Genomic DNA, 14,613 nt, shown 5'->3' with positions numbered 1-14,613 from the left:
TCGTAAAAATAGTCTATTCTCTAGGCACTGGGCTCGCGGGCGTGCCTATCGCGCGAGCCACCAAGGAATATCCACCTCGTTATCGGGGGGAACAACAGGTAAATAAGTGAGGCGAGTTATGACAGTTACGTCGACGGTAACCAGTGACGGCAGCGAACTGACCATTGTCATCAAAGGGCGTTTTGATTTTAGTGCCCATCAGGATTTTCGCAGCAGTTACGAGACGCTTCCGGCAAAACCCGATCGTTTTATTATCGATATGTCAGATACCGCGTACCTCGATAGTTCGGCGCTGGGTATGTTGCTGTTGCTGCGCGATTACGCCGGTGGCGATGCGGCTGATATTAGCATCATTAACGCCAGTAGCGATGTTAAGCGAATATTAAGCATCTCGAATTTCGAACAGCTCTTTACCATCCAATAACACATGGAGCCTGCTAAAAAAGACGAGCGCTTGATTACGGTGCTAGTTGCCGATGACACCGCCACCGACCGCACGATTTTAGAGGCCATATTGCGCAAGCACGGTCACCGGGTGCTAAGCGCGGCTGATGGTGAACAAGCCGTGGCCTGCTTTCGCGACGAGCGCCCGGATATTGTTTTACTTGATGCGCTAATGCCGCGGCTCGATGGCTTTGAGGCGGCGCGACACATTAAGTCTTTGGCCGGCGAAGAGCTGGTTCCTATTATTTTTCTCACCTCGCTGACCGATACCGACTCGCTGGTTAAATGCCTGGAGGCGGGCGGGGATGACTTTTTATCCAAGCCCTACAACCCGGTTATTTTACAAGCCAAAGTAAAGTCGTTTTTTCGCATGCGCTCGATGCAGCGTACGATGTTAGAGCAGCGCGATCAGATCGCCCAGCACAATGAGCATTTTTTGCAAGAGCAAACCGTTGCAAAACAAGTGTTCGACAATATTACCAGCAGCGGCCATGTTGATACCGAACACTTGCGTTACTACCTGTCGCCGTTGGCGGTATTTAATGGCGATGTGATGGTGGCCTCAACCACGCCGGCGGGTAACTTAATGGTGTTGCTGGGGGATTTTACCGGCCACGGTTTGCCGGCGGCCATCGGGGCCATGCCGCTGGCAACGACGTTTTACGGTATGGTGGACAAAGGCTTTGCCATGTCCGACATCCTCGCCGAAATTAACGGTAAGCTAAAAAGTATTTTACCCGTCGGGCTGTTTTGTTGCGCGGCGATGGTGGAGATGAACTTTCGGAAAAATACCGTACGTATCTGGAACGGTGGCTTACCCGCCGCCTACGTGTACCGCCGCGATGGCAGTGTCGAGCAAATTAAATCGACCCATTTGCCGCTGGGAGTACTGAGTAATAAAAAGTTTAAAGCCGATCCGGCGCTTATCAGCATGGAGCATGGCGAGCGGCTGTACCTGTGGTCTGACGGTATCCATGAGGCGCGCAATGCCGAGGGCGACATGTTTGGCGAAGAGCGCTTACTGGCCGCCTTTGCCCAAAACACAGAGGTTCCGGCGCTGTTTGACGAATTACTGCAACGGGTAAAAACCTTTGTCGGGCAGGGGCAGCGAAGCGATGATTTGTCGTTGATAGAGCTGCTGATGGCACCGGTTAGCTCGACTTACGTTACGCCGGGTACAGAGCAGGCAAACGCGCAATCGCAGCTGGCCGAGTGGAGCCTGAGTTTTGAGGTCAAACCCTCGAGTTTTGCGATGTTTGACCCGCTGCCGCTGCTGTTAAGTGTACTGCTTGAGGTGCCCGGGTTACGCAATCACAGCGGCACCTTGTATACCATTATCTCCGAGCTCTATACCAATGCGCTCGAGCACGGCGTGCTCGGGCTGGATTCGTCGATTAAAGACGACCCGGACGGGTTTGAACACTATTATCAGCTGCGCCGTGAGCGCACCAAAGCCATAAGCGAGGGCTATGTCAAAATTGATTTGGCCCACAGCACGGATATCGAGGGCGGCTCGCTGGCGATTGTTGTGGCCGACAGTGGTAATGGCTTTGACCCGGCTGCCCGCCCCGAACCTACCGGCAATGAGTACAGTGGCCGCGGGCTCAAAATGATTGAGTCTTTGTGTGATTCACTAGAGGTACGCGGTGCGGGTAATGTCGTTGCCGCGACCTATTGCTGGCACAATGATGACTAGATCGCATTTTGCCGGTCTATAACCACTTGATGCGCCAAGGGAAAAGGTTTAAAAGTGGTGCTAAGGATTTAGCCGACGAGTAGGGAGAGGCCATGAGCGATAGGCAGTTAATCGATCACGATACATTACTCACATTACAGGAGGTGATGGAGGATGACTTTGGCCGCCTGATCGAGACCTACCTTAACGACTCGGAAGACCGCCTAAGCGCTATGCAAAAAGCCCTTGCCAGTGGCGATGGCGAGGCTTTGCGCCGCGCGGCTCACAGCTTTAAAGGCAGCTGCAGTAATATCGGTGCGCAGACTCTGGTGGCACACTGCCAGCATATAGAGCAGGCGGCGGCCAACAACCAACTGACGGGGCTGGAGACTACTCTGGTGACACTGCAGGGAGAATTTGCTCAGGTGCGCCATCAGCTTATTATTTATCAATAGCATCAAACGGCCGGGGCGATAAACGCTAACCGGCACGCCCGCCGTACTTTTTACGACCAGCGTCAAGTGGCGTATGGTTTTGCCTTAATTCTGCAAGTTGCTTGTTTGCCAATCTGCCAATCCACCTTGGCACTGTGTTTGCTATATCCCTCCTGTTATTAAAGATGTTGTTCGCAAGCGGCAAGTGCTTGCCGCCCATGGTCTACAGGAGCACACATGGCAACGAATGAACCCTCTCTTCTGAGTATGCTGTTACGGCCGCAAACTGGCGTCCAATCGAGTCAGGCCCGCACCGATGCGACGCGAGATGCCAAGCTGTTTAGCGATTCGTTAAATACCGCTTATCGCGATCAGCGCAGTAGCCGACCCGAGCCTGCGGCGCGGCCCAATACCGGCCCCGATAACACCGAGCGCCCAGCGGTAAACGATAACCGCAATACGACAAATTTTGACGCGCGCGCGCGCACCCAGCAGCTTGAGCAGACACGCGCCGGCAAAGCGCAATCCCAGGAGCGCCTGAGCGCCCGGCAGCGGGAAACTCTAGAGCGCTTAGAGCCCGCTCAGCGAGAGGCAGTCGAGGCGCTGGAGCCGGCCCAGCAGGCCAAAGTGTTGGATGAGCTTGCCGAGCAAAGCGATGCCGGTATTAGCGATGAATCGCTACAGGCCATACTTGAGCGTCTGGACCCACAGCGGCGCGAGCAACTCTTGGCACTGATGCAATCGCTTACCGATCAGGCCGCCGCTGGAGAGGGGGTAGAGTCACTGTTGGCGAAGGTCGAGCAAGCGCAGCAGGCCGGGCAAGTACCGCCGGAGCTAGCCGCCTGGCTCAGCGGGCAAATCAAAAGCGAGACTAAGGGGGCCGACTTAGCGTCTTTGACCGCCCGCCTGGAAAGTGTCCAAAGTAACCTCAAGCAGATGCTGAGCAGCATTAGCCCCGCCGCTGGGCAGCCTCCTGGCGCCAGCCTGGCTAAAGAGGGCAGTGGCGCGATGGTCAATCCGGAGTCGGGGCAGGCGCCGTTGCCCGGCGGCCAATTGCATGTGGCCCAGCAAACGCCGTTAAGCCTTGACGGGCAGCGCGAGCGGGGCGCTTTACTGGAGACCGCCAAACTGCACAATCTGTTGGCTGGGCGTGCCGAGCCGGTTGATAAGCCCACGGCCGGCAGTATTACGGCACTGACTGAGTCGCTTGGTTTGGCAAATCGCACACCCGCCGCACAGGCCGCCCCTCGTGTGGCCGCCTCAGTGCTGCCTGGTTTTAATCAAAGTGGTTGGGGCGATGCGGTGGGGCAAAAAGTGATTTGGATGGCGCGGCAAAATATCACCAGCGCCGACATGCGGCTGGACCCGCCTGACCTTGGCAGCATTCATGTGCGGGTGACCATACAAAACGATCAGGCACATGTCAGTTTTAGCAGTGCGCAACCGGTGGTGCGCGAGGCTCTCGATCAGCACTCGGCGCGGTTGCGTGAGATGCTAACTGAACAGGGCATGAGCAGTGTCGATGTCGACGTCTCGGACGAGCAGTCGTTTGCCGACTCTGACTCGCGGGGTACCGGTGAGCGAGACTCCGGCGGCGCTGGCGCCTCCCGAACGGCCAGCTCTGAGAGCGCAGACGATGGCCTTAATGACGTCACCTCTAGCCTGCAGCAAGGCTCCATATCGTTGGTTGACCACTACGCCTAGCCCCACATAGGCCTATTGGCGGGTGGCGAGTTCTCGCTCACCGCCAATAGGCTCCACGCTGTAAATTCTCGCTTTTCCTCCTTTTTAGGCCGTTTTCTCCCTGCGCTTGTGTTTGGGGCAGGTGCTAATGTCTGTATGGCACGTCTATTGCTGATACCCCAGCAGAACAACGCAGACGACGGATATTTGACATGGCGGAAGACGAGCTAGAAAACAACGGGGAAGACGGCGAGCAAGAAGAGGGCGGCAGTAAACCGGGCCGTAAAAAAAAGCTGATTATCGCGCTGGCAATTCTTTTGCTGCTGGTAGTGGGCTCGGTTGCCGTGACCCTATGGATAATATCGGATGCTTCTGAGGCAGAGACTGATACGGAAACCAGCGAGGCCACCGAACAGCCCGCGCGCGAGGCCGCTATTTATTTTCCGCTAAAACCTGAATTTATTACCAGCTTTGAGGTGCGGGGCCGGCAGCGTTATATGCAAGTCGAGATGAATTTAATGCTGCGAAATAACAGCGCCGTTAAGGATATCGAGCTGCACATGCCGGCCATTCGCAATGCTCTGGTCATTTTATTGCGCGGGCAAATTTATGCCGAACTGCAAACCCCCGAAGGTAAAGAGCTACTGCGCCAGCAGGCGTTAAATACCGTGCAACAGGTGCTGGAAGCGGAAACCGGACAACCGGTGATCGAACAAGTGTTGTTTACCAACTTAGTGCTGCAATAGAGGCGGGCCGACGTGCAAGACTTACTGACACAAGACGAAATTGATGCGCTGTTGCACGGCGTCGATGAAGGTGATATCGACACCGAGACTGACTTAGAGCCGGGCGCGGTACGATCTTACGATCTCACCAGTCAGGACCGCATTGTTCGCGGTCGCATGCCGACGCTGGAAATGATTAACGAGCGCTTTGCCCGCTATACCCGGATTAGTATGTTTAATATGTTGCGGCGTACGGCGGATGTTTCTATTGGCGGCATTCAGATTCAAAAATTCGGCGAGTATGTTCATACCCTGTATGTTCCCACCAGTTTAAACATGGTTAAGTTTCGCCCGCTGCGGGGCACGGCTCTGGTTATTTTAGATGCTCGCCTGGTGTTTAAATTGGTGGATAATTTTTTTGGCGGTGACGGCCGTCACGCCAAAATTGAAGGGCGCGAGTTCACCCCAACCGAGTTGCGCGTTGTACAAATGGTGCTGAATCAGGTATTTGTCGATTTGGGCGAGGCCTGGAAGGCGGTAATGCCAATCGAGTTTGAGTACATCAACTCGGAAGTCAATCCCTCGCTCGCCAACATTGTCAGCCCCAGTGAAGTCGTTGTGGTAAGTACCTTTCATATCGAGCTCGACGGAGGAGGTGGTGATCTGCACTTAACCATTCCCTATTCGATGATCGAGCCTATTCGCGAGGTCCTGGATGCCGGCTTGCAAAGCGACTCTGACGAGCAAGACGACCGCTGGGTTAAAGCCTTGCGCGAAGATGTGTTGTCGGCCAAGGTTGGTCTCGAGTGTGAAGTCGTTAACCGTGAAATTACCTTGCGGGATATTGTCGATCTGGATGTAGGGGATGTGATTCCCATCGAGTTTCCACCGCACCATGTGCTTACCGCTAATGGCGTGCCGGTATTTCGCACTCAGCTCGGGCAGCACAAAGGTAATCTGGCGTTAAAAATAAAAGAATTTATTGATCACAGTAGCGCACACAATATTAGCGCTGCCGAAGGAGGCCCCAATGGCAAATGATGATGAAAACGTTGGCAGCGAAGAGTTAGACCAGCAGGCAATGGCCGATGAATGGGCGGCCGCTATGGAAGAGCAGCAAGCCGTAGATGACATCGTAGACGATGCGGGCGCGGCGCAAGAGAGTAATGCGCTGGCCTTGGACGAGCTGGAAAGTGAAGGGTCACCGCGGGAACTTGGCCCCGAGCTCGATTTAATTTTGGATATTCCTGTGAGCATTTCTATGGAGGTGGGCAGTACCGCGATTACCATCCGCAACTTGCTGCAACTGAATCAGGGCTCGGTTATTGAACTTGATCGCCTGGCGGGTGAACCCCTGGATGTAAAAGTAAACGGTACGCTCATTGCTCACGGTGAAGTGGTGGTGGTTAACGAGAAATTTGGTATTCGTATGACCGATGTTATCAGCCCGTCTGAACGTATTAAAAAGTTGCGTTAAACGTGAGCCGGTTACTTTTTCTCACTGTCGCGTTATGTGCGTGGCTTGGTTTGACAACACTGGCTCAAGCCGCCACCAAAGGGGCCGAAACTCAGGCAGCGGTTGCTCCGGTCGGGGCCGATACACTGCTGTCGGTGTTGTTGGGCTTACTGGGTATTGTCGCGCTGATACTGGGGCTGGCGTGGTTTGCCCGGCGCGCCGGTGCAACCGGATGGGCCCGCTCTAGCGATATGAAAGTGGTGGCAACCTTGGCGCTTGGAACACGCGAGCGGTTGCTGGTTGTCGATGTCGCAGGCACGCAAATTTTACTTGGGGTTACCGCGCAAACGATCAATCAGCTGCATGTGTTTGCTGAGCCGGTTATTGCCGCCGACGGTACCCAAAGCTCCGAGTTTAGTCAAAAATTAATGAGTATTATGAAAGGTAAGTCTGGTGGGTTTCCCGGGCAGGGCGACGTTAAGGCAAGCCGCGAGACACAAAATGGCCGTTAATTTATTGACATTACAATCGACTTTAAAGGTGCGATTGCGGCAGTGGCTGGTGTTGTTTTGTGTGCTCTTAATCAGCAGTCTTCCGGCGTATGCGCAGAATAACGACACGTTAGAGCCGGCTCCGGCACAGTCCAGTCAGCCGCAGTCAAGCGACATCGCCGGTAGCGCGCTGCCGGCGATTCCCGGTTTGCCGGCTTTTACCGTTACGACTCAGCCCGACGGTACGGAGGAGTATTCGGTAACTCTGCAAATTCTTGGCATCATGACGCTGCTGACGTTTTTGCCTGCGTTGCTGATGATGGTGACCTCGTTTACCCGAATTATTATAGTGTTTGCCATACTGCGGCAAGCGTTGGGGTTACAGCAGTCGCCCTCCAATCAGATCTTGATTGGCCTGTCGCTGTTTTTAACTCTGTTTATTATGAAGCCGGTATTCGAGCAGGCCAACGCCGATGCGCTGCAGCCTTATATTAATGGTCAAATTAATGCCCAGCAGGCTCTGGCATCGGCCGCTCAGCCGTTTCACAGCTTTATGTTGGCGCAAACTCGCGAGAGTGATATTGCCTTATTTGTCGGCATTGCCGGCAATGAGCCCATTGCCACACCACAGGACACACCGTTTTCAATTTTAGTGCCGGCCTTTGTCACCAGCGAGCTTAAAACGGCGTTTCAGATTGGCTTTATCATTTTTATCCCGTTTTTGGTGATCGATATTGTTGTGGCCAGCGTGCTTATGGCGATGGGGATGATGATGCTGTCGCCACTGATTGTGTCGCTGCCCTTTAAAATCATGTTGTTTGTTTTGGTTGATGGGTGGGCCATGATCATCGGCACCCTGGCCGCCAGTTTTGGGGTGTAGGGGGACGTTATGACTCCAGAGATTGCTCTGAGCTTATTTGCCGACGGGCTTTACCTGACCATTCTTATGGTGTTGGTTATCGTCGGTCCGAGTTTGATTGTCGGTTTGGTTGTCAGTATGTTTCAGGCAGCTACTCAAATTAACGAGCAAACCCTAAGCTTTTTGCCGCGTTTGATTGTGATGCTGATTACTATCATGATCGCAGGCCATTGGATGGTCATACGCCTAAGCGATTTATTTAATCGTTTGTTCAACGCTATACCGCAGTTGATTGGGTAACAAGATGGAGCCTATCGTACTCAGCGAGACGATGCTTTATCAATTTATTGGGCAATATTTATGGCCCTTTATTCGTATTGGCGCCATGTTTATGGCCGTGCCGGTTATTGGCGCGCGCACTGTACCCGCCAGAATCCGTTTGGTATTGGCCCTGGTGGTTACCGCTCTGGTTAGCCCGATGTTGGCGCCGGCGCCGGTTATCGAGTTGCTGGGCCTGCCTGCCATGCTGCGGGTTTTGCAAGAGGTGCTGGTCGGTCTCGCCCTCGGCTTTAGTTTTCAGGTGGTATTGCACATTTTTGTGCTCTCCGGTCAGTTGGTCGCCATGAAAATGGGGCTGGGTTTTGCGTCAATGAACGACCCCAGTAATGGTATTTCAGTGACTGTGTTGTCGCAGTTTTACCTGTTACTTTCGACGGTTTTATTTACTATATTTAACGGTCATTTGCTGGTTATCGATTTAATCGTTCGCAGTTTTTCCAGCATCCCTATTGGCACCGGCATTGGCTATCAAGAGTTCGCCATGATCGCCGGCATGGGCTCGTGGATGTTTAGTGCGGCTTTGGTTTTTGTGTTGCCACTGTTTACCGCCTTGCTGGTGATTAATATGGCTTTTGGCATTATGAATCGCTCGGCACCGCAAATTAACGTGTTTACCGTGGGTTTTCCCGTCGCGCTTATTTTTGGTTTGATTTTCATGTGGGTTAGCTTGGTGGCTTTTTTGCCGTACTTTACCTATGTGTTTGATGCGGCGGCTGTGTTTGCCGAGCAACTGTTGAGGTTACCTTAATGGCCGAGGGCGGAGACAGCAGTCAGGAAAAAACCGAAGAGGCCACCCCGCGAAAACTCGAAAAAGCGCGGGAAGATGGCCAGATTCCCCGGTCGCGAGACCTGACCACCACCTTTATTTTACTCGCCGGCACCATCGGTTTGTACACGTTCGGTCAAGCCATTGCCGGCAGCATGATGGACTTAACTAAAAATAATTTTAGCATAAGCCGGGTCGAGGTGTTTGATACACAGGCGATGTTTGCTCACCTGGTAAGTTCGTTTGCCGAGGGCTTATTCTCGCTTATCCCACTGTTTATTTTATTGTTGATCGCCTCGGTGGTGGGGCCGATTGCGCTTGGCGGTTGGCTGTTAAGTGCCAAAGCGATGGCGCCCAAATTTAGCCGAATGAACCCTGGTGCCGGCCTTAAGCGTATGTTCTCGTTCAAGGCCTTGGTCGAGCTGGCCAAATCGCTGGGCAAAGTGGCCACAGTGATGATCGCGGCGCTGTTTGCATTAAAAGTATGGCAGCAAGATATTCTACAGCTTGCCGGACAAGAGACCCGTACCGGGGTGGTTGAGTCACTCGAAATTAGCGGCATTACCACTATTTTAATGGCCGCGGTGACCATTTTAATTGCCTTGATTGATGTGCCATTTCAGATAATGGATCACAGTAAAAAACTTAAGATGTCGCGCCAGGAAGTAAAGGACGAACACAAAGACAGTGAAGGTAAACCCGAGGTAAAAGGCCGTATTCGCCAGTTGCAACGCGAGATGGCCCAGCGGCGGATGATGGCGCAGGTGCCGGACGCCGATGTGGTGATTACCAACCCAACGCACTATGCCGTGGCCTTAAAATACGACCCGGAAAAAATGGCGACCCCGGTAATGTTGGCCAAGGGGGGAGATCAAATTGCGTTAAAAATCCGCGAGGTTGCCAAAGCCCACGGCGTGGAAATTATCGAGTCGCCAGTGCTGGCGCGCTCGATTTTCCACACGACGGAGATTGATGAGACCATACCCACCGGCTTGTATGTGGCGGTGGCTCAGGTATTGGCCTATGTGTTTGGTCTGCGTAACTACCGCCGCGGCAGAGGGGAGCGCCCGCCATACCCCCGGGTCGATGTTCCTCGCGATTTACGCTATGACTAATCGTTCGCGCTCTGTTGAATAAAAATTTTCTAAAACGCTAAAACAGGTACAGTTCTTGCGATAGTCACCGGGTAACTCACTGGGGGCGTCAAAAAACCGTACACATGGCCATTTCACTCGCACACTTTAATAAAGAAAACGGCAAAAATGCCTTGTTGCAGCTGCGCGGTATGGGGCAGGGCAACATAGGTATTCCGGTACTTTTGATCATGCTGCTTGGCATGATGATTCTCCCCGTGCCAGCGTTTATGCTGGATGCGTTCTTCTCGTTCAATATCGCACTGTCCATCGTCGTTTTGTTGGTTGGCATCTACGCCATGCGGCCGTTGGACTTTGCGGCTTTCCCGACGATTTTGCTGGTGGCCACCCTGATGCGCCTTGCGCTTAACGTGGCCTCAACCCGCGTGGTGCTATTAAACGGTCACGAGGGGGGCGACGCCGCCGGTAAAGTGATTCAGGCGTTTGGTGAGGTGGTGATCGGCGGTAACTACGCGGTTGGTTTGGTGGTGTTTTTGATTCTCATGATCATTAACTTTGTCGTGGTAACGAAAGGTGCCGGCCGGATCTCTGAAGTAAGCGCGCGCTTTACCCTGGATGCGATGCCCGGTAAGCAGATGGCCATTGATGCGGACTTAAACGCGGGGTTAATCGACCAGGAAGAAGCCCGCCGGCGCCGTGAAGACGTGGCCAGTGAGGCCGATTTTTACGGGGCAATGGACGGTGCCAGCAAGTTTGTACGCGGTGACGCTATCGCCGGCATTTTGATTTTGGCCATTAACATCATCGGCGGTATTGGTATCGGGATGGTGCAGCACAGCCTGGAGTTTTCTGACGCGCTGGAAAAATACGTTCTGCTCACCATCGGTGATGGCTTGGTCGCGCAAATCCCCTCGCTGTTGTTGTCGACAGCCACGGCGATTTTGGTGACCCGGGTAAACAGCTCGCAGGATATGCGCGCGCAGGTGATGACCCAGATGTTCGACTCGCCTAAGGCATTGCTTATTGCCGCTGCGATTTTGTTTATTATGGGGGCGATTCCCGGTATGCCCCATGTCGCCTTTTTGGGGTTGGCGATTATCTGTGGCGCTCTGGCTTATTTTATTCACTGGCGCAAAGGCCAGCCCGAGGCCATGGACGAAGATTACATCCCTAAAAATCAACAGCACCGCGCGCCCAATGCGCCGCAACAATCTGGCAGTCAGGCGCAAATTTCCCAGCCGCACACAGCTTTGCCGGCTGGCGAGCCAGCGGTCGAGCTTAATTGGGACGATGTTCAGCCGGTGGATATTATTGGGCTCGAGGTGGGCTATCGATTAATCCCGCTGGTGGATAAAAGCCAGGGTGGGGCGCTGCTTGGTCGCATTAAAGGCGTGCGTAAAAAGTTGTCACAGGACATGGGCTTTTTGGTGCCGACGGTGCACATTCGCGACAACCTAGAGTTAGTGCCCAACGGTTATCGCATTACCTTGATGGGGGTTACCGCAGCCGAGGCCGAAATTCACCCCGACCGCGAACTGGCGATTAACCCGGGCCAGGTGTTTGGCGATTTAGACGGTATTAAAACCCAGGACCCGGCCTTTGGCTTAGATGCCATATGGATAGCCAGCTCACAAAAAGAGCAAGCGCAAACCCTTGGTTATACCGTAGTGGATGCCAGCACCGTGGTGGCAACACATCTCAATCAGATACTGCAGCAGCATGTGCACGAACTGCTGGGTCACGAGGACGTACAGCAACTGTTGGATATGCTGGCGAAGTCATCGCCAAAATTGGTCGAAGAGCTGGTGCCCAATACCCTCAGCCTTAACGCGCTGCTTAAAGTGCTGCAAAACCTGTTGCGCGAGAAGGTGGCTATTCGCGATATGCGTTCAATCGCCGAAGCATTGGCGGCTAACCCCGGTAAGAGTCAAGATCCCGCCGCTTTAACCGCCGCGGCGCGCGCGGCGCTGGGCCGGCAAATCGTCCAGAACATAGTCGGGACGGCGCCCAGCGTACCGGTTATCACCCTGAGCCCAGAGCTGGAACAGTTATTGCTGGGTACGGTTGTGCAAGCACAAAAAGCCGGCGTTGAAGATGGCGCGTATGTCGAGCCGGCACTGGCGGAAAAACTGCAACGCTCCCTGCAAGAGGCGGCACAAAAGCAAGAGATGGCCGGTAAATCAGCGGTGTTATTAGTGGCCGCGCCGCTGCGCCCAATGCTCGCACGCTTTTGTCGCCACAGCTTGCCGGATATGCCGGTACTGGCTTACACAGAGATACCAGATAACAAACAGATTTCGATTGAGGCGTCGGTTAACGCCGACCGCTGAGTGCGGGAAGAGGGTCAAACATGCAAGTAAAACGTTTTGTTGCGACAGATATGCGCCGCGCCTTAGAGTTGGTGCGACAAGAGCTGGGCTCAGACGCCATCATTTTGTCCAGCCGCCGGGTGCGCGAAGGGGTGGAGATTCTCACCAGTGCCGCGCAAACGGATACGGCGAGTGCGCCATCCGGGCAAGCGGCCGCACCGGCTGCCGGCTCTGATGCGGGTGTATTTGCCGGTGTCGGTGGTGACAAGGCGGCCCTCAGCGCCCGTGAAATACACGATGAAATTGCGTTGGCCAGTCGTCAGCGCATCGCCAGACAACAAGCGGCTGAATCGGCCGATGAGTTTCTCGGGAGCAATCAAGTGATCAATGCGGGTATTGCTCGCCGTGACACCGCGCCCGAGATTGCCCCTGTCAGCGCTGGGCCGCAGTCGGCGGCCGAGCGTTACGGCTTACTGGACGAGGCGCCAGCCATCACGGCTAAAGCCGCCAACGATCGCGATGAAATTGGCCAGCTGCACGAAGAAATTGCTCAGATGCGAGAGTTGTTAGAGGAGCAGCTTAGCCGCCTTGGTGCGACTCCGTCTGGCCCAAACAATGCTCAGGTGACAAGTTTAACGCGTCGCTTTGAGCGCATGGGGTTTAGTGCCGATATCTGTCAGCCGCTGTTACAGCAGCCCTTTAAAAGCCGGGTAATGGGCAAAGCCTGGCCCGAGGCGATGGCGCGCGTAGCCAAAGCTGTGCCGGTGCTGGAGCAGGATGTAACCGCGAACGGTGGTGTATTTGCCTTAGTGGGGCCAACGGGGGCGGGTAAAACCACCACAATCGCTAAGCTTGCGGCGCGCTATGTACTTGAGCATGGCGCCGATAAAGTCGCGCTGGTTACCACGGATACATACCGTTTAGCCGGGCACGATCAGTTGCGCTCGCTCGCCGCTATTTTGCAGGTGCCCGTGCGGGTGGTCGATGACAATAACTCACTGTCGAGTGTGTTGCGCTCGCTACGCCGTTGCGAACTGGTATTGATTGATACGCCCGGAATGCGCCACGGCGCTCCGGAGCTAAAACAGCAAATGGCGCAACTGGCCGATATCGCTAAAATTAACAGCTTGTTGGTGTTGCCGGCGAACAGCCAGATGCAGATGCTGCAGGCGTCGCGTCACGCCTACAGTGCGGCGCGTTTGGCCGGGTGTATTTTAACCAAGCTCGATGAAACCTCGAGCCTGGGGGAGGCCCTGAGTTGCGCGATTGGCGCAAAATTACCGATTGCCTATACGACCGACGGGCAAGATATACCGGCGGATATTGCGCCTGCGCGGGGGCATCAATTGGTGGCTAAAGCGCTGCAGTTGGCGCAACAAAATCAACAGAGTATGCAAGCGCGCGGCTAGCGGCTTTGCATGAGTATTTGCCTAATAAGGGCGGCCGGCGTTGCCGGCATGGTCTAGATTTATAAAGAGATGAATAACATGAGCCAAGCTCGCCCAGTGCAAGTCATCGCGGTTAGTGGTGGTAAAGGCGGTGTCGGAAAAAGCAATATATCGGTCAATCTTAGCCTCGCGCTGGCGCAGCTGCGCCGTCGGGTTGTACTGATGGACGCTGACCTAGGATTGGCCAACGTCGATGTTCTGCTGGGTTTAACTCCCAGTCACACCCTGGCCGACGTATTGGCTGGCACTCACTCGTTATCCGAGGTGCTGCTTAGCGGCCCGGGCGGTATAAAAATTGTACCGGCCGCGTCGGGTTTACAGCGTATGGCGCATTTGAGCGAGGCCGAACACGCGGGGCTGATTACCGCCTTTAGCGAGCTAAGCCAGCAACTGGATGTGTTGATTATCGATACCGCAGCGGGTATCTCTGATGCGGTGGTGAGCTTTGCGCGCGCCGCCAATGAGGTGATGGTTGTGGTGTGCGATGAGCCCTCGTCTATCACTGATGCCTACGCGCTTATTAAGCTTTTAAATAAAGAGTACGATGTTCAGCGGTTTCGGGTAGTGGCTAATATGACCCGCACCGCCTCTGAAGGGCAGCTGTTGTTTAACAAACTCGCGGGTGTCTGCGAACGCTTTTTAGATGTGGCCTTACAATATGTGGGGGCGGTGCCCTTTGATGAGTCTGTGCGCAAGGCTGTCCAGCGCCAGCAGGCGTTGCTGGAGTACGCGCCTCACTCTAAGGCGGCGCAAGCCATTCGCCTACTGGCCGACAAGGTGGATACCTGGCCTTTGCCGGTCGGGCCTAGCGGGCGATTAGAGTTTTTTGTCGAGCGGCTGTTGCAGGTAACAGCCCCGGAGTATTAAACCATGAACGCGGCAAGTGGGTT

The 14,613-nt window shown here is 54.4% G+C and carries 15 protein-coding genes; all 15 read left to right on the top strand.

The genetic code is table 11. The features are described 5' to 3' along the window. The first annotated feature begins 118 nt into the window (after positions 1 to 118). The 15 genes from AAC019_RS06135 to AAC019_RS06065 all read left to right on the top strand — a co-directional run bounded on the left by AAC019_RS06135 (position 119) and on the right by AAC019_RS06065 (position 14,590). Complete coding sequence (locus AAC019_RS06135) at positions 119 to 424, top strand: STAS domain-containing protein (protein ID WP_339897764.1); 306 nt, start codon at positions 119 to 121, stop codon at positions 422 to 424. Positions 425 to 427: 3 nt separating this feature from the next. Beyond that, positions 428 to 2,140 carry a fused response regulator/phosphatase gene (locus tag AAC019_RS06130; RefSeq protein WP_339897763.1) on the top strand — a complete coding sequence of 571 codons (1,713 nt, stop codon included), beginning with the start codon at positions 428 to 430 and terminating at the stop codon, positions 2,138 to 2,140. Positions 2,141 to 2,232: 92 nt separating this feature from the next. Beyond that, a complete protein-coding gene (locus tag AAC019_RS06125) occupies positions 2,233 to 2,574 on the top strand; it encodes an Hpt domain-containing protein (protein ID WP_339897762.1) in 342 nt (113 codons plus the stop codon). Between the two features lie 216 nt (positions 2,575 to 2,790). Further along, positions 2,791 to 4,257: a flagellar hook-length control protein FliK gene (locus tag AAC019_RS06120; protein ID WP_339897761.1), complete on the top strand. Its 1,467-nt coding sequence runs from the start codon at positions 2,791 to 2,793 to the stop codon at positions 4,255 to 4,257. A gap of 191 nt (positions 4,258 to 4,448) precedes the next feature. After that, positions 4,449 to 4,982, top strand: coding sequence for a flagellar basal body-associated FliL family protein (locus AAC019_RS06115; protein WP_339897760.1), 534 nt, complete (start codon positions 4,449 to 4,451; stop codon positions 4,980 to 4,982). Positions 4,983 to 4,994: 12 nt separating this feature from the next. Next, entirely contained in the window at positions 4,995 to 6,002 is a 1,008-nt protein-coding gene (gene fliM, locus AAC019_RS06110) for a flagellar motor switch protein FliM (protein ID WP_339897759.1), read from the top strand. Then, positions 5,992 to 6,438: a flagellar motor switch protein FliN gene (gene fliN, locus AAC019_RS06105; RefSeq protein ID WP_339897758.1), complete on the top strand. Its 447-nt coding sequence runs from the start codon at positions 5,992 to 5,994 to the stop codon at positions 6,436 to 6,438. The genes fliM and fliN overlap by 11 nt, the downstream gene beginning before the upstream one ends. Before the next feature lie 50 nt (positions 6,439 to 6,488). Continuing rightward, positions 6,489 to 6,929: a flagellar biosynthetic protein FliO gene (gene fliO / locus AAC019_RS06100; RefSeq protein ID WP_339897757.1), complete on the top strand. Its 441-nt coding sequence runs from the start codon at positions 6,489 to 6,491 to the stop codon at positions 6,927 to 6,929. After that, positions 6,919 to 7,788: a flagellar type III secretion system pore protein FliP gene (fliP, locus tag AAC019_RS06095; protein WP_339897756.1), complete on the top strand. Its 870-nt coding sequence runs from the start codon at positions 6,919 to 6,921 to the stop codon at positions 7,786 to 7,788. Before fliO ends, fliP begins: the two co-directional genes overlap by 11 nt. Before the next feature lie 9 nt (positions 7,789 to 7,797). Continuing rightward, positions 7,798 to 8,067: a flagellar biosynthesis protein FliQ gene (gene fliQ, locus AAC019_RS06090; RefSeq protein ID WP_041523328.1), complete on the top strand. Its 270-nt coding sequence runs from the start codon at positions 7,798 to 7,800 to the stop codon at positions 8,065 to 8,067. A gap of 4 nt (positions 8,068 to 8,071) precedes the next feature. Then, positions 8,072 to 8,854: a flagellar biosynthetic protein FliR gene (gene fliR / locus AAC019_RS06085; protein ID WP_339897755.1), complete on the top strand. Its 783-nt coding sequence runs from the start codon at positions 8,072 to 8,074 to the stop codon at positions 8,852 to 8,854. Then, a complete protein-coding gene (gene flhB / locus AAC019_RS06080; RefSeq protein WP_339897754.1) occupies positions 8,854 to 9,987 on the top strand; it encodes a flagellar biosynthesis protein FlhB in 1,134 nt (377 codons plus the stop codon). Before fliR ends, flhB begins: the two co-directional genes overlap by 1 nt. A gap of 104 nt (positions 9,988 to 10,091) precedes the next feature. Then, positions 10,092 to 12,296, top strand: a complete 2,205-nt coding sequence (gene flhA, locus AAC019_RS06075) for a flagellar biosynthesis protein FlhA (RefSeq protein WP_339897753.1) — start codon at positions 10,092 to 10,094, stop codon at positions 12,294 to 12,296. Between the two features lie 20 nt (positions 12,297 to 12,316). Further along, complete coding sequence (gene flhF, locus AAC019_RS06070) at positions 12,317 to 13,684, top strand: flagellar biosynthesis protein FlhF (protein ID WP_339897752.1); 1,368 nt, start codon at positions 12,317 to 12,319, stop codon at positions 13,682 to 13,684. A gap of 78 nt (positions 13,685 to 13,762) precedes the next feature. Then, on the top strand, positions 13,763 to 14,590 hold the full coding sequence (locus AAC019_RS06065; protein WP_339897751.1) for a MinD/ParA family protein: 828 nt from the start codon (positions 13,763 to 13,765) through the stop codon (positions 14,588 to 14,590). Positions 14,591 to 14,613 lie beyond the last annotated feature (23 nt).

It is taken from the genome of uncultured Gilvimarinus sp. (assembly GCF_963975215.1).
Lineage (GTDB): Bacteria > Pseudomonadota > Gammaproteobacteria > Pseudomonadales > Cellvibrionaceae > Gilvimarinus.
This window is presented reverse-complemented; position numbering and strand designations above follow the sequence as displayed.

Bases quoted from the DNA above. Each gene is read 5' to 3' on its own strand.
- AAC019_RS06135 (WP_339897764.1), top strand. From the start codon at position 119: ATGACAGTTACGTCGACGGTAACCAGTGACGGCAGCGAACTGACCATT.
- AAC019_RS06130 (WP_339897763.1), top strand. From the start codon at position 428: ATGGAGCCTGCTAAAAAAGACGAGCGCTTGATTACGGTGCTAGTTGCC.
- AAC019_RS06125 (WP_339897762.1), top strand. From the start codon at position 2,233: ATGAGCGATAGGCAGTTAATCGATCACGATACATTACTCACATTACAG.
- AAC019_RS06120 (WP_339897761.1), top strand. From the start codon at position 2,791: ATGGCAACGAATGAACCCTCTCTTCTGAGTATGCTGTTACGGCCGCAA.
- AAC019_RS06115 (WP_339897760.1), top strand. From the start codon at position 4,449: ATGGCGGAAGACGAGCTAGAAAACAACGGGGAAGACGGCGAGCAAGAA.
- fliN (WP_339897758.1), top strand. From the start codon at position 5,992: ATGGCAAATGATGATGAAAACGTTGGCAGCGAAGAGTTAGACCAGCAG.
- fliP (WP_339897756.1), top strand. From the start codon at position 6,919: ATGGCCGTTAATTTATTGACATTACAATCGACTTTAAAGGTGCGATTG.
- fliQ (WP_041523328.1), top strand. From the start codon at position 7,798: ATGACTCCAGAGATTGCTCTGAGCTTATTTGCCGACGGGCTTTACCTG.
- fliR (WP_339897755.1), top strand. From the start codon at position 8,072: ATGGAGCCTATCGTACTCAGCGAGACGATGCTTTATCAATTTATTGGG.
- flhB (WP_339897754.1), top strand. From the start codon at position 8,854: ATGGCCGAGGGCGGAGACAGCAGTCAGGAAAAAACCGAAGAGGCCACC.
- flhA (WP_339897753.1), top strand. From the start codon at position 10,092: ATGGCCATTTCACTCGCACACTTTAATAAAGAAAACGGCAAAAATGCC.
- flhF (WP_339897752.1), top strand. From the start codon at position 12,317: ATGCAAGTAAAACGTTTTGTTGCGACAGATATGCGCCGCGCCTTAGAG.
- AAC019_RS06065 (WP_339897751.1), top strand. From the start codon at position 13,763: ATGAGCCAAGCTCGCCCAGTGCAAGTCATCGCGGTTAGTGGTGGTAAA.